Source organism: Streptomyces sp. NPDC027189 (genome assembly GCF_055566975.1).
Genome location: NZ_JBVHRI010000030.1, coordinates 1 through 18142 on the forward strand (window position 1 = coordinate 1; position 18142 = coordinate 18142).

Here is an 18142-nt window from a genome sequence, read left to right on the forward strand (position 1 = left end):
CACCGTCCGCTTCGACTCCATCGAAGCACCCTGACACCCACCAGCGTCACAGCACCCGCTCGACCCGCACCTCACCCATTATTTTCGGACCAGAGTCACGGCATTGCGTCTAAACCCCAGTAGTTGCTGCGGCCTTCCGCGCCGGGGATTGCGCTCCCCTTCAGGCTTGGGGTCGGCGCGCCTGCTCAGCGGCTTGGGCGAGGCTCGCCAGCTGTGGATTTTCCTGGTGGGTCACGGTGAGTTTGAATCGGCTGATGCGCCATCCCTTCGGCGTACGGACCGCCTCGGTATCGTAGAAACCCACCACCAGCCAGCGGTCGGGTCCGTCACCGACGAGTTCCACCGGAAGCCAGTGCTCGGCACGCACGTGCGCATGAATCGTCGCACTGTCGCCGTCGATGGTGACGACGTGACCAGTGATCGCGTGGTGGGTCGCAGCGAAGGGCGCCAAGGTTGTGCGGAGGAGCTCGACGCAGTCACGCAGCGAAGCAGTTACCGCCGGCATGCCGGTAACTGCTTCGAAATCCACCGTCAGTGGATCGGTGCAAATGCGACTGGGCAGGTGGGTGAACTCCTTCATGTCCGCAATATCGGCATATCGGCTCAGCAGCTCGGCGAGAGCAATACGGTCGTCCATAACGTCCCTTTGCTTGATGGACTTTGTTGCCTGACCAGACGGGGATCGGGGCTTTGCCGTTGAACCGGGGGAAGGCGGCCGGGGCAGACCGGTCCGCTCGGTGATGAGGTGGATCTTCGACCTGTACTTGCCCCGGTCGACAGACATCCGATGCAGTTGATCTGTCAAGTCAGGTAGTGGGTCGGCAGTTGCGTCGTGCTGTGGTGATTCGTGTGAGGCCGCGGAGCGGGAAGGTCGATGAAGCGGTTTTCCTCCATGACTTGGTAGCCGGCGCTCGTGTACAGGTTCATTGCCGCCTCGTTGCCGCCCCACACAGTGAACATCAGCGCCGAGTCGCCGGCTGCGAGCGTTGCCTGTTCGCCGGCCGCCATGGCGGCCCGACCGTACCCTTTGCGGCGGTGCTGCTCCTGGATGTACAGCGAGTAGCCGTAGGTGACTCCCGGGAGGTACCCGTGCTTCAACCAGCCAGTGCCGATCTGCCCGCCGGCCGCCTCGAGCACCAGGAACGTGTTGTCGGGCGTCGCCAGGCCCTCGGGAATCAGCTTCGCAAAGTCGCGATCGGACTTACGTACGGCCTCCTTGGGGCTCAGGGCTCCCGCCCGGACGATGTCGCCGACGTAGGCGGCCTTCTCGGAGGCGAGCCACTCGGGATATTCGGCTTGTGTCATCGGCCGTGCGGTGACGCCATCGAGTGGTTCCGGTGGGGAACTGATCAGCCGCGTCCTGAGCTGGCCGCGGACGCGGTAATCGTCGAACAGTTCGCCGGCGGGCTCGGTGAGCCGTATGTCCAGCCGGTGTGCGCCGCGCTGCGCGCACCATGCCTCTGCCCAGTCTCGGGCGGCCTGCTCGTGCCCCCGGCCAGCGTGGAGCGCGTCGACGCGGAGGTCGCCGATACGGCCCGCGAGTGTGCCGTTGTCGTCAGCCACGACCACGGCGACGTATCCCACTCGGGTCCCGGCGTCCGTGATCTCGGCGACGGTCCAGTCGCTGATGCTGGCGCGTACGTCCTCGAGCATGTGCTCAGCCGCGGCCGCACCTGGCCCGGCCGCCGTGTACGAGGCGTGTAGCCGCCGCTCGAAGTCCTTCTGCCATTCCGTCTTGTCACCCAGGAGGTTGAATTCTGTCATCTGATCTCACTAGCCACGTTGGAGAGTGCAAAGTTCACTGGATAGACCCCACACAGGCTGGTGTGGCGGAGCTTTCGTGAGTGTGCGGGGTCAGGGTGATTGTTGTGGTTGGTTGTCGCAGCAGTTGTTCGATGAGGCGTTCCTTGGCCAGGGTGAGGTGGCGCCGGTAGGTGCCATAGGGCACCCCGAGTCGTCGGGCGGCGGCCTTGTGGGTGCGGGAGGCCGTGATGTAGGTGGCGGTGAGAGCCTCGTGGGCTTTGACGCCCGCGGGGTCGGTCTGTATCGCGTCGAGGGCGGTGGTGATGGCGCTGCGCAGGTCCGCGGCCGGGTCGGGTGAGCCCGGCGGCACGAGATGGGAGTGCAGCAGGACGCTGGTCGCGAATTCGCGGGGGGTGTGCCAGGTGCCCAGCGCCTCGAGCACGCCTTCCTCAAACGCGGCGCGCGGTAACTGGTTGCCCGGGCCACTCGTGGCGGCGGTTGCGGGCCATGTCGCTACGGGCGTGACCGCTGCGCGAGCCCGGTGTTGCACCCACTGTTCCACTGTTTGCCGTCGCCAGTCCCGGCCGAAGACGTGCTGTTGCCTCCCGTCGACGTCCACGGCCGCGACCTCCGGCATCCCGGCCTCGGCGAGGTAGCGCCCCCACCGGTCGGCGTCTTCGAAGACGGTGAAGGTCACCGCGCGTCCGTAGGTCCTCATCTCCTCGCCGATGGTGCGCCGGCTGGTGAGCTCCATCAGGGGCGAGGGCCGCTGGTGCCCGCCGGGTTGCACCGCGAAGCGGCGGATGCCCAGGTGCTCGCCCGGCCTCAGGGGAGCGGCCGCCTCCACAAGGTCCCAGACTGCTGCGATCACCGGGTCCTCGGCGCGGTCCTCAGGCAGTGGTGCGTCCAGCCGCAGAATGGCCATGAATGACGCGGGTGCGGAGGAGCCCGCATAGCGATGGACGCGGAAGGCCTCCGGTTGGCGGCGCACCCAGTGCGCGACCGCTGCCGCTGATGCCGGGCCCTCCGCTTCCTCGGCCATGCGCAGCACGCCTGGCACGTCTTCGGCCCGGAGCGGAGTGTCTTCGATGTGCGGGTGTGTCCGGTAGTTATATAGATCATCCGGTCCGCCCTGGTTACGGAAGAGGAACATCCACTCCGCGACCCGCAGCAGTGCGTCCCCCTCGGCGGCGCCGCGCACGGCCCGGAGGCCCGCGAGCGATATGCGGGCGCGGACGTCGTCGTAGCGCTCGGGGTCCCGCCAGCGCAGGTCGGCCTCGAGAGTCGCCCGCACTGCGTCGTGCGGGTGCAGCCCTTCGGGTGTGGCCTCGATGTAGGGCAGCTGGCGCAGCCAGGAGAACACCGTGTCGGTGTCCTCGTCACCCAGCACTGCGCGCAGCAAGGGCTCGCGGGTGACGTAGGCCTGCGCGACCACCTCGAGGGCACGCCGGTGGACGGCGCCGGGCAGGTCGCCCACCAGCCGCTCGACCAGGGTCGTCAGGACGTCGCCGGTCGGCTCCCACGGTGCGCCGGGTGCGGCCGGGGGGACGGAGGCGGCCAGTGAGAGGGCGAGCGGGCTGCCTCCGGCGAAGGCGACGAAGGCGCCGCGCTGCTCGGCGGGGACACCTCGGGCAGCGAGCAGCGCGTGGGACTGGGCGGTGTCGAGCGGTCGCACGGCCAGTGCGGTGAACAGCTGCGCCCACCCAGGGTCCAGCGACCATTCGTCGTCGGGGGAGACCCTGCTGGCTACCACCACGATCGCGTGGTCGGCGAGCCGCAGCAGGAAGGTCTCGCGCAGCCATGCCTCGAGTGGCTGGCACTGCTCGAAGGTGTCGATGAGCAGCACGGCACCGGGTTCGGCACACGCCGGGGCCGCGAGCTCCTCGAACCGGCGCGGGTCAGCGTCGAGGAACCGTCCGTCCACGTGCACCACGCGGCGGCCGGTGAACTCGGCCTGCCGGGCGGCGTAGCGCACCAGCGAGGACTTGCCGATGCCGCCGGGACCGTGCATGTACGCCACGAGCGGAGCATCCGCCGCGCCCGACAGCATCCGCTCGAGCACCGCCCGCTCCGGCTCCCTGCCCACCAGCGCACCGGCTCGAGCCTGCGCCAGCCGGCCCGCCAGGCCCGCCGCTTCCAATCCGCGCTCTTTTCTGGTTTTGTCCTGCCTCCACGGTCGGACAGGAGACGGATGGTCCCGGAGAACCATTTTCGTGGAGATAACCAGTCCAGTGCCAGGAGAGGCAATCGCCTCTCCTGGCACGCTCAGCGGCATGGCGACCACAGAACTCGGCGCGGCCGGGCGTCACTGGCGCGATCACACCTCGCCAAGGCTGTCGGCATGTCCGCAGTTGCGCCGCTGGGCTGCTCATCATGGTCACACCGTTCAGCCCGGCTACATCCGTGACCGGAGCGGGACCGGGCCCGGCCGAGTCCTGGATGACGTCGAGCTGTCGAAGGCCGCCCAGGCTCGGTGAGCTTCGGCCGACGACCGGGCTTGTCGGCCCCTGCGGGCTACAGGAACTCGCTTCGGTAGGTCAAGGCCAGCTCGGCCGCGCGGCGGCGGCGTTCCGCGAGTTCGTCCTCCGATAGCTGCGGCGGCGGTGCGTCCTTGCCCGCGACGACATCACCGATGCGCAGGAAGTACTCGTCCTGGCCGGCGGGGGTGCACATGCACAGCATGCGGGCCGGCGCACCCGAAGCGTTGCGGAAGTTGTGCGGCGCGTTGGCCGGGATGTTGATCGTGGACCCGGCCCCTACGGTGTGCTTCTCGCCGCGGAAAGTGAACTCGATCTCGCCTTCGAGGATCGTGAACATCTCCTCGAAGTCGTGCCGGTGCGGCGGTGGGCCGCCGCCGTCGGGGATGTGCATGTCGATCAGGCAATATTGGCCGTTGGTCTGCTCGCCGGTGACCAGCATGGCGTACGTGTCGCCCACCAGCGAGATGTACGTCGTGCCGGGGTCGTCGGGGTTCGCGACGGTCAGCGAGCGGGACGGATCGTCGTCGGGGATCATCGCGGTCGTCTCCTCGATCGGCAGGCCGTAGATCGTTTCGGTTCGAGCGCCGCCAAGAATACGAACGGCCGTGCGTAGAAGGCGTGTACGTTTGCGACTTCAGATGGTATTCCGGCGACATCTTTATCGGCGCGGAGGACACATGAGGAGCAGACCGCGTTTCCTTGGGCCGGGCGACAAGACGGGCACGTTCGCCGTCGACGCCGACTCCACAGGAACGGGCCGGGGGACGTGGGAGCCGTTCATCGACACCTGGAACGACCGGATGGGAGACCTGTACCCCCTTCCGGAGTTCAGCGCCTCCACGATCGACGGCTTCCGGGGAACGATGCGCTCGGTCACCCTTCAGGACACCGCCGTCAACGAACTCTGGGGCTCCTCACCCGTGAGGACCCGGGCCGTCGGGAAACACGAGCACGACGAGATCAGGCTGTATGTCGGACTGCGCGGCGCGGTGGGCCTGCAGGACCCGCACGACCAGGGCGGTGACGCGTACGTCTCGGCAGGCACCTACTTCATGCACCACGTCGTGACGGAGAACCACTTCCACACCACGCCCGAGATCGGCACCCGCATCTTCATCTTTCCCGGCGACGCCCTACGGTCCCTGGTCGCCGGGAAACCGCGCGTCGGCCGGGCCACCTCCCCCGCGGCGCAGATCCTCATGGCGCACACCAGCATGGTCCAGCGCACCGTGGGCGGCCTCAGCCCGGCGGCTGCCCACGCGTCCCGCAACGCCATGCTGGAACTGGCCAAGGGACTGGTCCTCGACCACTTCGACGACCGCGAGCCCACCTTCACCCCGGCGCTGGCGCAGGCGGCCAAGGACCTGGCTGACGCCCGGCTCACCGACGCCGATCTCTCTCCGACCGCGATCGCCGCGCACCTGCACGTCTCGGTCCGCACGCTGCAGCGGGCGTTCGCGAGCCTGGACGAGCCGTTCAGCGCCTACATCCGCCGTCGGCGCCTGGAGGAAGCGGCCGCGGCGCTCACCGCTCCCGGTTCACGCCTGACCGTCTCCGAGGCCGCGGGGCGCTGGCACTTCACCGACAGCAGCCACTTCATCCGCGCTTTCACGAAGCAGTACCAGGCAACACCAGCCCAGTTCGCCCGCCGGCGGGCCTGACGACTCAGCCTCCGCCGGGGACTGTCGTCGTCCGTTGCGCGCGGCCCCGCGTCACGTCCTCAGGCACTGCCTTTGCGGCGGCGAGACGTGGCCGAGCGGGGCGGTGTCGAGCGCATGTGGTCGCGCACCGGCGCCAGCAGGCCGGCGAGCGCCTTGACGTCGTCGCGCGAAAGCGGCTCGAACAGAAGGCCGTTGACCACCTCGATGTGTCCCGGCAGCACCCTTCCGAGCAGCGCGCGCCCGGCGTCGGTGAGGGTGACGGTGATGCTCCGCTCGTCGTCCGGCGACGGAGCGCGGACGACCAGGCCCTCCTTTTCGAGCAGACTTACCTGGTACGTCAGGCCGCTGCGACTGTAGACGACGCCGTCGGCCAGGTCGGTCATGCGGTGGCTGCCCGTGGGTGAGTCGCCCAGGCGGGCCAGGAGCTGGAACTGCACGTAACTGAGATCGCCGCTCTCGCGCAACTGCTGCTCGACCGCATGCCGGAGCAGGCTGGTCACTTCGATGAGGTCGAAGTAGGCGCCGAGTTGTACGGGGTCGAGCGACGGCGGCGAATCAGGCATGACCGAAGTCTACTGCTTCGAATTCGAAGAGTATGGAACATCCGGTGTGGGCAGCGTTGGACCCGACTGAGCACCGCGGAACATGGAGATCGGGCAGTGGTGTGGTGCAGGGTTGCGGAAGGGAGGACGGCGCCGCCGCCCACGGATCCCGAGGACCGGCCATGAGCATCCCCCATCTCGCGCAACGTGAGGACCAGCAGCAGCTCGAGTGGATCGGCGGGAGTGTCTTCAGCGTCCTGCTCGACGCCGAGGCGACCGGTGGGCAGTTGACCGTCGGCCGGTTCGACGTCAGCAAGGGCGAGGCGCCGCCGTTCCACGTGCACAACAACCAGGATGAGGTCTTCCTGCTGCTGTCCGGTTCGGCGCTGGTGTGGGCCGACGAGGAGGAGCACGAGTTACTGGAGGGCGGCATCGTCTTCCTGCCCCGGCGCATTCCGCACGGCTACCGCATCACTTCAGAGAAGGCGGATCTGCTGCTCATCTCGACCCCCGGAGGGCTGGAGAAGATGTTCCGCCGAGCGGGCCGTGACCTTCGTGAGCCGCGCCCGGAGGGCTTCGAGATCCCCGCTCAGCTGCTCGCCGAAGCCGCGGAACTGTCCGGCAACGTCGTCCTCCGCCCTCCCCGGTGACGGCACCACAGCCCGGCCGCGGGGAAGAAGCGATGCCGGGATGAGCACCGCTGCGTGGAGTCCGGTGTCCTTGGCTGTGGTGAGCGCCGGTGCCGGCTATCCGCGTCCGACTCGCCGACTCGCGGACTGGGTGGCGGAGGCTGTGTGCCGGTCACTGGCGGCCGGAGGTGCGCGCGCCGAGGTGGAGGTGCTGGAGCTGCACCGGCTGGCGCCCGACCTCGCTCAGCACTTTGCCCAGCGCCGCGCCAGCCTCGACCTGCGGGAGGCGATCGCGGCGGTCGTGGCGGCCGTCGGGCTCGTGGTGGCGACCCCGGTGCTCGCCGCATCCCCGAGCGAGGTGTTCGACTCGTTCTTCGCCGTCCTCGGGGACGGAGTCCTCTCCGGCATGCCGGTGCTGCTGGCGCTGAGCAGCGGCTCCCGCCGGCAGCCGCCCGACCTCACGCAGGTGATGCGCAGACGCCTGACCGGCGTGCACGCCGACCCTGTGCCCACGGTCGTTGTCGCCGGCCCCGCCGACTGGCAGGCCACGGCTCAAAGCGACGAGGGGCGGCTGCACACCTGCATCGACCAGGCCGCCGCCGAACTCGCCGCGGCGATGCGCTCGCACCGGCAGTGACCGACAGCACTTGCTTCGAATTCGAAGCAGGGGTATCGTCATCAACAGTTGCTTCGAATTCGAAGCAGCTTCGATCGCGGTGAAGGTGAGAACCGAAATGAAGGCAGTGCGTTTCCACGAGTACGGCGACCCGAGCGTCCTGCGCTACGAGGACGTGGAGCAGCCCGTCCCCGGGGCCGGTGAGGTCCGGATCCGGGTCGCCGCGACGTCGTTCAACTCCGTCGACGGCAACATCCGCGGCGGCTTCATGCAGGGCCCCATCCCGGTGGTGCTGCCGCACACTCCCGGCATCGACGTCGCCGGCAAGGTCGACGCGCTGGGCGAGGGCGTCGACGGCATCGCGGTCGGCGACCAGGTTGTCGGCTTCCTGCCGATGGACAAGCCCGGCGCCGCAGCGCAGTACGTCATCGCCCCGGCCGAGATCCTCGCGACGGCGCCGAAGAGCGTCCCGCTGGCCGACGCCGCAGCGCTGCCACTGGTGGGCCTGACCGCCTGGCAGGCGCTGTTCGACCACGGCAAGCTGACGGCCGGGCAGCGCGTGCTGATCAACGGCGCCGGCGGCGCGGTCGGCGGCTACGCCGTGCAACTGGCCAAGAATGCCGGTGCCCACGTCATCGCCACGGCCAGCCGGCGCAGCAGCGAGGCGGTCACATCGGCCGGCGCCGACGATGTCATCGACCACACCACCACCAGCGTGACCGCGGCAGTGACCGAACCGGTCGATCTCGCACTCAACCTCGCACCGGTCGACCCGGCCGAACTCGCCGCGCTCGTCACGCTGATCCGTCCGGGCGGAGTCCTGGTCAACACCACGGTGTGGATGCCCGCGCCTTCCGACGAGGAGCGCGGCGTGCGGGGCATCGACCTGTTCGTCCGCAGCGACGCCGAGCAGCTGGCGCAGCTGGTGGCGCTGGTCGACCGCGGCGAGCTGCGCGTCGACGTCGCCGAGCGGGTACCGCTGGCCGAGCTGCCGGCGCTGCACGCCCGCGCGGCTGAGGGCGCGGTGCACGGCAAGGCCATCGTCGTCCCGTCCACCGTCTAATGGGAGATACGGAGCCGGGGAATGCTCGATTCCGTAGCTGTCAGCAGGTGAGCACTATCGCCGCCGGAAGCTCTGACTTCTCGGGTCAGCGATCCAGCGCACCTTCGGTGCGCGCCGGGGCGTGGTAAATGCCGTGGCGTGCGCCGAGGTGCTTCTTGTGTGCCCTGAGGTGGGCTGATGTCGGTCCGGGACGCTGGTGGGTTCGTTCCGGCCGAAACCGATGCCTCTGTGATGCCGGTGAGCTCGCAGGTCAGCGTGGTGCTGGGGACCGTCCACGGGAACCGTGGAGTGTCGCTGTGAAGCGCGTGCGTCAGAATTCCTGATCCACCCTGGTCCTCCCGGAACGGCGTACCGCTTAGCCGTTCGCAGAGGGAGGGAGCAAGACCGTGGACGTGCTGCACGAACGCTGTGCCGGCCTCGACATCAGCAAGAAGGACGCCAAGGTCTGCATCCGCACCCCGAGTACGAAACGGTGGGGGTCCTTCACGACCGAGACCACGACGTGGGGATCGACGACGAACGCGGTCCTGGATCTGCGGGACCATCTGCTTGCCGCACAGGTGACACTGATAGTGCTCGAGGCGACCTCGGACTACTGGAAGCCCTTCCACTACGTGCTGTCCGAGGGCCTGAACGTGATCCTGGTCAAGCCCGGCAGGTCAAGAACCTGCCCGGCCGCAAGACGGACGTCTCCGACGCGGCCTGGCGCACCTGAAGAACTGGCGGGTCCTCGGCAAGGTCCGCACCGACCCGAAGTGGGCGACCGCCCTGGTGAGGGCTCTGCTGGTCCTGACGAACCGCGAAGCAATGCCGGAAAGTTATGTGAAGTTGCCGCTTGTCAAGCACCCGACGGCAGTGTGTCGAGGTGGCGGGCCGGGAGAACAGAACGGGACCCCTGGAAGTTGAGTCGTCGACCAACCTTCGAATTGGTCGACGATGTCCTTGACCAGCCGGGCCGCCGGACGCGGACGGTGCCGGCGCGGGTGGCGGTGTACTTCGTGCTGGCGCTGGCCCTGTTCCCAGGCGCTTCCTACGGCCGAGTGTGGGACACCCTGGCCGGAGCGTTGCGGCAGGCAGGACGCGTCGTGGCGTCGGTGACCGCGGCGGGTCTGGCCTGTGTGCGTCGGCGGGTGGGACCAGACCCGTTGCGGGAGCTGTTCGAGGTTGTGGCAGGTCCGCTGGGGCGCCCGTGCACGAGGGGCGTGTCCTGGCGGGGTCTGCGCACGGTCGCGTTCGACGGCTGCCGGTCCACCCGCGTCCCCGAGACCGGCGACAACGTGGCCTGGCTGGGCAGGTACAAAGTCGCCGCCGGGGTGGCCGCCGACCCGCTGCTGGCGGTGATGGCCCTGGCGGAGACGGGAACACGGGCCCTGCTCGGCGCGGTCGTCGGCCCGTATCGCGGCGAGGTGGAGGCTGCCCTGCAACTGGTCGGCCACCTGCGGCAGGACATGCTGGTGCTCGCCGACCGCGGGTTCGACGCGAACGCCTTCATCCGCGCCGTGCACGCCTCGAAGGCGGCGCTGCTGCTGCGGATCTGCTCCTCGCGCAGGCCCGCCGTGCTGCAGGTCCTGGCCGACGGTTCCTTCCTGTCGGTCATCGCCGGAGTCCCGGTCCGTGTCATCGCCGCGACCGTCACCGTCACCTGCGCGGACGGCAGCACCCATCGAGGCGAGTACCGGCTGGTGACCATGCTGACCGACGTGCGCCGCCACCCGGCCGAAGACCTGCTGGTCCTCTACCATGAGCGGTGGGAGATCGAGGTGGCGTTCCTGGCGATCCGTCACACCATGCTCAAGGGCCGCGTACTGCGCTCGGGCGACCCTCAGAGCCTGCGCCAGGAAATGTGGGCACTGCTGACGGTCCACCAGATTTTGCGGAAGGCGATGCTGGACGCCACCGATGCCGTGCCCGGATGCGATCCGGACCGGGCCTGCTTCACCGCGGCCCTGGTCGCCGCCCGCGACAGCGTCACCCGTGGCGCCGCCATCGTGTCCCTCAGCAGGACACTCCCGTTCCCGCACCGACAGCAGCTCCGCCCGGCCGGAACCCGGCCCCGCAGCAGGACCCGCCCGTGACGGCTCAGACGCTGCTGCCGCCCGCGGTCCCTATGCACACCAGCAGGCTCGAGGATGTGCTCGCCGCGATGGGCACCGCTCCGGAGCGTGAGTGGCGGGCCATCAAACTGGCCACCCTGCTACGGCTGGACCGCGGCGAGCTGACCGGCGAGCTGATCCGGTGGTCCAGGCGCCAGATCCTCACTCAGTCTGGCGCGGCCACCTTCAAGATCCCGGACGGACCGCCGCAGCCCTCCAAGCTCGCCGTCCACCCTGAAGACGTCCTCACGGTCATGGCCACCGATCCTCACCGCCCCTGGCACGCCCGTGAGATCACCGCCGCGCTGAACACCATCAAACACAGCACCCTCGCACAACACCTCAGCGCCTGGGCACTCAAGAACCTGCTGGTCAAGACCGCACCCGCAACCTACCGGCTACCCGACCAGCCAGTGTCGGCCGCCCCCGCAAAGCCGCTCGCCGCCACGAACACGCCGACCCGCAGGACTGTTTGACAAACCAGAATGAACCATAACTTTCCGGCATTGAACCGGGAAGTCGCCCGCTGACGAATGACCTTGTCGGTGGACTGCCGCCCCGGACCTGCCCGAGCCTCCCGACGCCTACGCACACCAGGCCGTCTGACGTGCAGTTTTCACGATGCACCCTGCTCAGTGAGAGGGGTCCTTCGGCATCCCTCTCAGGTACTACGGGCACCGGCCGGTCCACCGACGGGGGCGGCGCAGGTCAGTAGCCGGTGGGCCGGACCAACCCCGACTCGTACGCGAACACCGCCGCCTGGGTGCGGTCCCGCAGGCCCAACTTCACCAGGATGCGGCCCACGTGGGTCTTCACCGTCTGCTCGGCGACTACCAGCCGCTTGGCGATCTCCGCGTTCGACAGGCCCTGAGCGATCAGCGCCAGTACCTCCGTCTCGCGTTCGGTCAGACCGCTGACGCGTTCCTTGAGCGGAGCGCGGGGACGGTCGTCGAGGCGGGAGAACTCGGCGATCAGCCGCCGGGTGATGCCCGGCGCGAGCAGCGCGTCACCGGCCGCCACCACCCGTACCGCCTCGGCGAGCTTGTCCGCGGAGGCGTCCTTCAGCAGAAACCCGGACGCCCCGGCTCTGAGCGCCTCGTACACGTACTCGTCGAGGTCGAAGGTGGTGAGCACCAGCACCTTGATGTCGGGACGCTCGCCGGTGATGCGGCGGGTGGCCTCGATGCCGCCGAGTTCGGGCATGCGGATATCCATCAGGACCACGTCCGGGGCGAGTTCGGCGACCTTGACGATCGCGTCCGCACCGTCCACCGCCTGACCGATCACGTCGATGTCCGGCTGGGTGTTGAGCAGCACGGTGAAGCCCTGCCGGACCATCTGCTGGTCGTCGGCGATCAGTACCCGAATGGTGCCGCTCGTCATGGAACCTCTTTTCCGGTCGGGGTGTCGGGGATGTCTGGGTGTCGGGGTCGTCTGGAACGTCAGGGGAGCTGGGGACGGCGGGGGTGTGGGGGCGTCTGGGGTGAGCCGTCGTCCGGGCCGCCCCCCGGCACACCGTCCTCCGGCACACCGTCCTCCCGCACACCGTCCTCCCGCACACCGTCCTTCGGGAGGAACGCCGTGACTGCGAACCCGCCCTGCAGTGTTCCGGCCGCGGTGACGTACCCGCCCAGCATCGTGGCGCGCTCCCGCATGCCGAGCAGACCGTGGCCCGCGCCGGGGGAGGGCGGGACGGGATGCCGGGGACGGGAGTTGAGGACCGAGATGTACAGCCCGCCGGGGATGTGGTGGATGTCGACGCGCACCGTCGAACCGGGGGCGTGCCGCAGCGCGTTGCTGAGTGCCTCCTGGACGATCCGGTACGCCGACAGCTCCACCCCGGGCGCATAGGCGGGCGTGTCCCCCTCGATGTCGAGGACGACCTCCAGCCCGGCGGCCCGGGTGTTGTCGATCAGCGCGTCGAGGCGGGCCAGCGTGGGCTGCGGGGAGTCGGGGGTCGATCCGGGGCCCGCCTCGCCGAGGCCGTACGGATCGTCGGGGTTCTCCGACCGCAACACCCCGAGCACCCGGCGCAGTTCGGTGAGCGCCTCCAGGGCGTTCTCCCGGATGCCGGCGAGGTTCTCCTCCAGCTCCTCCGACGGGTTCTCCACCAGATGCGGGGCGACCTGGGCCTGTATGGAGATCACCGACATGTGGTGGGCGACCACGTCGTGCAGTTCGCGGGCGATACGACTGCGCTCCTCCAGGAGCGTGCGGCGGGCCCGTTCCTCCGCGGTGATCGTGGTCTGCCGGCCGAGTTCCGCGCGGGCCTCGCGGCGGCCGCGCAGCGCGACGCCGAGCACCACGACCACCACGGACAGGCAGACCGCGACCACCGAGGTGGACTGGTAGTGGGACGCGCCCCACACCCCTTCAACGACGTAGGTGACCAGCATGGTCACGGCCAGCGCCTCGGCGGACACCCGGGTGCGCACCCGCAGCGCCAACAGCAGCAGCACGAGCAGGTGCGCGATGATCCCGGCCGCGGTCCAGGGCCAGGTGAAGACGTACGCCGCCTCCGCGCCCAGCCGGCCCTGGACGGCGACCGCCCCCGTCACCGTGGCCGCCGTCGACAGCCACCACGCCGGGACGGGCCGCCACAGGGCGAGCACGACCGCACCGCCATGGACGCTGGCGATCAGGAAGGCGTCACCGTCGTTGCCCAGGTATCCGTTGCCGGAGAGCTGTGCCGTGCCGCCGAGCGTGATGCCGAACGCGGCCAGGCACACCACGCCGTGGGGCAGCCAGCGCAGCCAGACCGAGGGGGGCAGCGGATCCGCTCGCACCGTGCACAAGTCGCCGCGCAGCACCCGCAGTCCGTGGCGGACGCGGCCGGCGAAGCGCGTGCCGGGTCCCCGATACCGTCACGCCGCTTACCCTAGGCACCGCGCGCCGCCTTCGCGTGAGAGTCTCGGTGGACGCGGACCACGTGGGAGCGGCGGCCGGGGACGCGGCGGGGACCCTGTTCGTAGGCGCGGAAGGCCGCCCAGCACACGGACAGGGCCAGGGCGAAGACCGGGAGCCAGAGCAGGCGGGCGGCCACCCAGGTCATTCCGTCGGGCACGGTGTGCAGGCCGGGGAGCCGGCCCGCCAGGAGACCGGTGGCCGTGGTGGCCATCAGGGCCGTCTGGTGCCAGAGGAAGATCGTCATCGCGGAGAGGTTGACCAGCGCCACCGCCGCCCACGACAGCGGACACCGCATGGTCCGGCGCAGTCGGTCACGCAGGAGCAGGGCCAGCCCGCACTGGGCCAGGCCGAAGGTGACCGCGGCCAGCGTCGGCGGGTTCAGGTTGGAGACCGCGGCGCCGGGCACGCCGACCATCGACGCCGGGTAGCCGGCGAACGCGACCAGCAGTGCCGTCGTCACCGCGCCGCCCGTCAGCAGCAGCCACCCCGCGCGACGGCTGTCCAGCTCGCCCCGGGTCCAGGCCGCGCCCAGGGTGAACGGCACCAGCCAGCCCGCCGCCAGATTCACCCAGCCGAGCCAGGACGGGCCGCCCAGGCCGAAACGCAGAAGATCCACGTGGAGTACGACGGCCAGCGGCCAGAGGAGGTTGAGCCGGAGCAGAAGAGGCGTCGCCGCCGTCAGGGCGGCGAAGACCAGCAGGAACCACAGCGGGGACAGTGCCAGTTTGACCAGCGTGTGCACCGTCGCGAAGTCGGCGCCCGTCAGGAGCAGCGCGGTCGCCGCCACCGCCCAGAGGACCAGAACGGCCGCCACCGGTTTGAACAGGCGCGACAGGCGGGCCGACAGCCACTGGCCGTACGTCGTGCCGCGGGCGCGGGCCGAGGTGTAGCCGCGGGTCGCCACATGACCGCCCACCAGGAAGAACACGGCGAGCGTCTGGAAGGCCCAGGAGATGGGCGCCAGCCAGGGCATGCGCTGGAGCGGGCTCGCGGTGTGCAGCGCGCCGCCGTCCGCGACTAGGGCGGTCACCAGCCAGTGGCCGAGGACCACACCGAGGATCGCGAAGGCGCGCAGCGCGTCGACCGCGCGGTCCCGCTCGGCGGGCGTGGCGGCGTCGACCCGGTCGGCACCCCGTCGTATGCCCTGTCGTATGCCCTGCCAGGCGCGACGCAGGGTAGTCGTCTCAGGCATGGGTGACCTCCGAGGTCTCACCGAGGACGATCCGGGCCAGGTTGGTCAGGGAGACCGAGCCCGGTGCGAAGTAGTCGCTGTGGCCGCCGTCGCCGGCGGCGAAGACCCGGGCCCCGAACGCCGGGGAGACCGGGTCGGTGCCGAAGCCGACGGTTACGCCGAGCAGATCGGCTTTGACGTGCGGGACCTCCCCGACCCAGTCGTCGGACCCGCGAGCCGCCCACACGTGGGCCCGGGTGCGCAGGCCGTCGGCGGAGTCGACGCCCGCGCCGGGGCTGCCGACCAGGGCGATGTCGTTCACGTCCAGGCCGGGAGCGGCACGGCCGCAGACGACCGAGCCGTAGGAGTGGCACAGCAGGGAGAGGCGGGCCCCGGGGCCGACGATGCCGCGCAGCAGCCGTATGAACTCCCGCAGCTGCGGGGCCGCTCGCTCAGCGCGGCCGGTCGTGGTGACCGTCGTACTGATCGTGCCCGGCGTCTCGTAGCCCAGCCAGGCCACGACAGCGGCGGGGCGTGGCTCGGTGGGGTGCGTGGGCCCGGGCGCCGACTGCCGGGTCAGTTCCGTGCGCAGGTGGGTTGCCGTGGCGCGGAAGCGGTCGTAGGTGTCGAGGGAGGTGTCCGAGCCGGGGACCAGGACCGCTATGTGGTCGGCATGGGCCAGGTCACCGAGGACCTCCGCGGAACGACCGGAACCGCGGCCGTCGAAGGCGAGGAGGTTCCGGGAAGGGGCGGCCATCGCACGGTCCGCCGCGGCGCGCGCCCGGTCGCCGTGGGCGGCGGCCATCCGGGACGCCTCCTCGGCGTTGGCCCGGTTCGCCGCGTACGTCTCATCCAGCGTGGCCGCCGTCACGCTGCCCAGCGCGGCGGGGGCCGGCGCGGGGATCTCCGGCCGGGTGGCGGCGGAGAGCGGGACCACGACGGCGGCGGCGACGAGAGCGGCGAGAATACCTCGGCGCCAGCTGTGCGTACGGTGCCGCCCGGCGTGCGTGCCGGTATCCGCACCGGCGCCGGTAACGGTATCCGTACCGACGTCCGTACGCCCATGTTCCACAGCCGCCGCGCGTGTTGTCGGCTCAAGCCCCACGGTCGTCCCCCTCCAGTCCGCCCGGCCATCGGGCTTGCCTGGAAGGGAAGTTACGGATCCGCGCTCGTCGTCCGCGTCACGCCAGAGAGCTCATCTGCGCCCTAGCTCTCAGGTACTACGGGTACGACCGGGAAGTTGGGGGCCATGGGGATGATGTGAGGTGCCCAACTGGAGCCACCCTCACCACGCCAATTGCGCGATCTCCTCCCCCACCACCGCACACGCGTCCGCCACCGGGTCGATCAGCGGGGAGTGGCCGACGTCCTCCAGGAGCGTCAGGCCCACCACCTCGCCCGCCTTCGCCGCCGCGTCCGCGTAGGACTCGGCGACCGCCTGCGGGACGACCAGGTCGGCGCGGCACTGGACGAGGGTCGTCGCGATGCCCGTGGGGAGCAGGAGGGCCGGGTCGGCGTACGGCCGGTGTTCGGTGAACCCCTCGTCCCCGTCCAGCAGTTGCCGACAGCCACCCGCGCACACGTCCAGCTTGTCCGCCACCGCGAAGTCGGCGATCGGGGCGAGGGCGACCACGCCCCGCAGCGGCGCCGGACGGTCGATGCGCCACGGGGCGTCGGCGGGCAGCAGGTGCCTGGCCGCCGCCCACAACGCGAGGTGTCCCCCGGCGGAGTGACCCGTGACCACGATGCACAGTGCTCATTGGGCTGGGACGCGTCGCGAACGCCAAGTCTCAAACTGGCGTAGAGGCGACAGCTTTGAGTCCGTGCTCGATTTCATCGTCGCTGAAGTTGTGTTGCACAGCCAGCGGACGGGAGCGGTCTCGTTGACTCATGGTGACCATGATGGCAAAGCCGCTCCGTAGTACTTTGACTGTCCGAAGAAGCGGGCGGGGTTTTCGTCCATGATCGTCTTCGAGTGTGCTGGTCTTTAACTCGTGGTGTTCTGCGGAGTGGTGAAATTTGGTAAATACAGTGCGGTCAACTTCCCGGCGTCATCGGTCAGTTCATGCGTCAGGCCCTGCTTCAGGTCGGTTCAGCGTGCGGCCGATCCGGTCGAGCGGGCATATTCGGTCGGCGTTTGGCCGTAGTGCTTCTTGAAGGCGCGGATGAAGTGGCTGCTGTCGACGAAGTGCCAGCGGGCGGCCAGTTCCGAGACGCTCCACCGGCCGGATGGCGATGTGAGGGCGAGCCGGGCTTCTTCCAGCCGCCGGTGGCGGATGTAGGCGGTCACCGACTCTCCTACCGTGGCGAACGCCCGCTGCAGGGTGCGTACGGAGACGTTGAGCTCGCGCGCCAGCATCGTCGGGGACAGCTCGGGATCGGCGAGGTGGCTGTTGGCGAGGTCCTTCGCGGCCCGGGTGAGTGCGGGAGCCAGCTGTGGTTCCACGTCGTCGAAGCGGCGCACCGCCACGGCCTTGGCCAGTTCGATCAGGGTGCTGTGGGCGGCGTGCACACCGGCCGGGCCGAGGTCGGTGGCCGTCTTCTGGATCATGTTCGTGTGGGCCATCAGCAGGCGCATCTCGGCCGAGTCCGCCGGCCCGATGACAGTCCGGTTCCCGAGTAGGCGTCTGAGCGTCGCGGAGGGCAGGAAAAGGAACTGCGCCGTGGTGTGCGGCGCCGTCTCGAAGGGCATCTGCCGTCCGAAGTGCCGGAGGAGGAACTGCCCGGCCGATACGGTGTGCTCGTAGCGCTCGGGCAGGCCGCCCAACGTCCATGCGCCGCGCCGCAATACGTGGATCTCCACCAGGTCCCGATCGCCGCCCGCAGGGTCCGCAATCCGGGTGGCCGACGCCATGTGGAGATCAGCGATCACCACATCGCGCACCCTGGCGACGCGTCCCTTGAGCCGGAAGTCGGCGATCGTGGCCGGGCTGAAGGCCGGCAGGGGGAAGACATCGCCGATCTGCGTCTGCCATCCACGACGGAAGGCATCGAATCCTCGCGGTGCGGCACCCGGGACCCTGGAATCCACGGCGAACGCCCCGGGCGCCAGGTCGGTCTGCGAGCCAGTGCTGTTCATCTCCGGTGATCCACCTCTTGTTCGATGTTCCGACGCCTCCTTGTGGCGTACATGTTCTGTCCCGACGCCGCTGCGGTTCAAGTGCCTGCCGTGCCGAGTCCCTCATGCCGTGACCGCGAACGTTCACGGTGTCGGCGGCCATGCCGTCGGCCTGCCGG

Annotated in this window: 16 protein-coding genes and 2 pseudogenes; 7 read left to right on the forward strand and 11 right to left on the reverse strand. The window is 69.7% G+C overall.

What is annotated here, in order from left to right:
* Positions 1–160 precede the first annotated feature (160 nt).
* From ACZ4RZ_RS42150 to ACZ4RZ_RS42165, 4 genes are all read right to left on the reverse strand, one after another.
* Positions 161–637 carry a nuclear transport factor 2 family protein gene (locus tag ACZ4RZ_RS42150; protein ID WP_467752860.1) on the reverse strand — a complete coding sequence of 159 codons (477 nt, stop codon included), beginning with the start codon at positions 635–637 and terminating at the stop codon, positions 161–163.
* A gap of 164 nt (positions 638–801) precedes the next feature.
* Positions 802–1764, reverse strand: coding sequence for a GNAT family N-acetyltransferase (locus ACZ4RZ_RS42155; protein ID WP_467752861.1), 963 nt, complete (start codon positions 1762–1764; stop codon positions 802–804).
* 34 nt (positions 1765–1798) lie between these two features.
* Entirely contained in the window at positions 1799–3883 is a 2085-nt protein-coding gene (locus ACZ4RZ_RS42160; protein WP_467752862.1) for a P-loop NTPase family protein, read from the reverse strand.
* 374 nt (positions 3884–4257) lie between these two features.
* A complete protein-coding gene (locus ACZ4RZ_RS42165; protein WP_467752863.1) occupies positions 4258–4758 on the reverse strand; it encodes a cupin domain-containing protein in 501 nt (166 codons plus the stop codon).
* Between the two features lie 142 nt (positions 4759–4900).
* Here ACZ4RZ_RS42165 and ACZ4RZ_RS42170 point away from each other — a divergent pair, with 142 nt between their 5' ends.
* Positions 4901–5884, forward strand: coding sequence for a helix-turn-helix domain-containing protein (locus ACZ4RZ_RS42170; RefSeq protein ID WP_467752864.1), 984 nt, complete (start codon positions 4901–4903; stop codon positions 5882–5884).
* 59 nt (positions 5885–5943) lie between these two features.
* On the opposite strand, the gene ACZ4RZ_RS42175 is transcribed toward ACZ4RZ_RS42170, so the two are convergent.
* Positions 5944–6447, reverse strand: a complete 504-nt coding sequence (locus ACZ4RZ_RS42175) for a MarR family winged helix-turn-helix transcriptional regulator (protein ID WP_467752865.1) — start codon at positions 6445–6447, stop codon at positions 5944–5946.
* 161 nt (positions 6448–6608) lie between these two features.
* Between ACZ4RZ_RS42175 and ACZ4RZ_RS42180 the strand changes: the two genes are divergently transcribed.
* From ACZ4RZ_RS42180 to ACZ4RZ_RS42205, 6 genes and pseudogenes are all read left to right on the forward strand, one after another.
* Positions 6609–7076, forward strand: coding sequence for a cupin domain-containing protein (locus ACZ4RZ_RS42180; RefSeq protein WP_467752866.1), 468 nt, complete (start codon positions 6609–6611; stop codon positions 7074–7076).
* Between the two features lie 40 nt (positions 7077–7116).
* A complete protein-coding gene (locus ACZ4RZ_RS42185) occupies positions 7117–7692 on the forward strand; it encodes an NAD(P)H-dependent oxidoreductase (protein ID WP_467752867.1) in 576 nt (191 codons plus the stop codon).
* Between the two features lie 97 nt (positions 7693–7789).
* Entirely contained in the window at positions 7790–8734 is a 945-nt protein-coding gene (locus ACZ4RZ_RS42190) for an NADP-dependent oxidoreductase (RefSeq protein ID WP_467752868.1), read from the forward strand.
* Between the two features lie 386 nt (positions 8735–9120).
* Positions 9121–9440 (forward strand): annotated as a pseudogene (locus ACZ4RZ_RS42195) (IS110 family transposase); the annotation flags it as partial.
* A 196-nt stretch (positions 9441–9636) separates the two neighbouring features.
* A complete protein-coding gene (locus ACZ4RZ_RS42200) occupies positions 9637–10809 on the forward strand; it encodes a transposase domain-containing protein (protein ID WP_467752869.1) in 1173 nt (390 codons plus the stop codon).
* Positions 10806–11303, forward strand: a complete 498-nt coding sequence (locus ACZ4RZ_RS42205) for a hypothetical protein (RefSeq protein ID WP_467752870.1) — start codon at positions 10806–10808, stop codon at positions 11301–11303. The genes ACZ4RZ_RS42200 and ACZ4RZ_RS42205 overlap by 4 nt, the downstream gene beginning before the upstream one ends.
* 232 nt (positions 11304–11535) lie before the next feature.
* Here the strand turns inward: ACZ4RZ_RS42205 and ACZ4RZ_RS42210 are convergent, their stop codons facing one another.
* The 6 genes and pseudogenes from ACZ4RZ_RS42210 to ACZ4RZ_RS42235 all read right to left on the reverse strand — a co-directional run bounded on the left by ACZ4RZ_RS42210 (position 11536) and on the right by ACZ4RZ_RS42235 (position 17984).
* Positions 11536–12210 carry a response regulator gene (locus ACZ4RZ_RS42210; RefSeq protein ID WP_467752871.1) on the reverse strand — a complete coding sequence of 225 codons (675 nt, stop codon included), beginning with the start codon at positions 12208–12210 and terminating at the stop codon, positions 11536–11538.
* A gap of 59 nt (positions 12211–12269) precedes the next feature.
* A complete protein-coding gene (locus ACZ4RZ_RS42215; RefSeq protein WP_467752872.1) occupies positions 12270–13637 on the reverse strand; it encodes a sensor histidine kinase in 1368 nt (455 codons plus the stop codon).
* A 68-nt stretch (positions 13638–13705) separates the two neighbouring features.
* The gene (locus tag ACZ4RZ_RS42220) at positions 13706–14926 is read right to left on the reverse strand and encodes an acyltransferase family protein (RefSeq protein WP_467752873.1); all 1221 of its coding nucleotides are present in this window, start codon (positions 14924–14926) and stop codon (positions 13706–13708) included.
* Positions 14919–16010 (reverse strand): alpha/beta hydrolase, encoded by a 1092-nt coding sequence (locus tag ACZ4RZ_RS42225; protein ID WP_467752874.1) that lies wholly within the window; start codon positions 16008–16010, stop codon positions 14919–14921. Before ACZ4RZ_RS42225 ends, ACZ4RZ_RS42220 begins: the two co-directional genes overlap by 8 nt.
* Positions 16011–16190: 180 nt before the next feature.
* A pseudogene (locus ACZ4RZ_RS42230) lies at positions 16191–16649 on the reverse strand (alpha/beta hydrolase family protein); the annotation flags it as partial.
* A 348-nt stretch (positions 16650–16997) separates the two neighbouring features.
* The gene (locus ACZ4RZ_RS42235; protein WP_467752875.1) at positions 16998–17984 is read right to left on the reverse strand and encodes a helix-turn-helix domain-containing protein; all 987 of its coding nucleotides are present in this window, start codon (positions 17982–17984) and stop codon (positions 16998–17000) included.
* Positions 17985–18142: the final 158 nt, after the last annotated feature.

Coding starts and splice junctions, on each gene's coding strand:
- ACZ4RZ_RS42170 (WP_467752864.1), top strand. CDS start 4,901: ATGAGGAGCAGACCGCGTTTCCTTGGGCCGGGCGACAAGACGGGCACG.
- ACZ4RZ_RS42180 (WP_467752866.1), top strand. CDS start 6,609: ATGAGCATCCCCCATCTCGCGCAACGTGAGGACCAGCAGCAGCTCGAG.
- ACZ4RZ_RS42235 (WP_467752875.1), bottom strand. CDS start 17,984: ATGAACAGCACTGGCTCGCAGACCGACCTGGCGCCCGGGGCGTTCGCC.
- ACZ4RZ_RS42150 (WP_467752860.1), bottom strand. CDS start 637: ATGGACGACCGTATTGCTCTCGCCGAGCTGCTGAGCCGATATGCCGAT.
- ACZ4RZ_RS42190 (WP_467752868.1), top strand. CDS start 7,790: ATGAAGGCAGTGCGTTTCCACGAGTACGGCGACCCGAGCGTCCTGCGC.
- ACZ4RZ_RS42220 (WP_467752873.1), bottom strand. CDS start 14,926: ATGCCTGAGACGACTACCCTGCGTCGCGCCTGGCAGGGCATACGACAG.
- ACZ4RZ_RS42210 (WP_467752871.1), bottom strand. CDS start 12,210: ATGACGAGCGGCACCATTCGGGTACTGATCGCCGACGACCAGCAGATG.
- ACZ4RZ_RS42175 (WP_467752865.1), bottom strand. CDS start 6,447: ATGCCTGATTCGCCGCCGTCGCTCGACCCCGTACAACTCGGCGCCTAC.
- ACZ4RZ_RS42165 (WP_467752863.1), bottom strand. CDS start 4,758: ATGATCCCCGACGACGATCCGTCCCGCTCGCTGACCGTCGCGAACCCC.
- ACZ4RZ_RS42155 (WP_467752861.1), bottom strand. CDS start 1,764: ATGACAGAATTCAACCTCCTGGGTGACAAGACGGAATGGCAGAAGGAC.
- ACZ4RZ_RS42185 (WP_467752867.1), top strand. CDS start 7,117: ATGAGCACCGCTGCGTGGAGTCCGGTGTCCTTGGCTGTGGTGAGCGCC.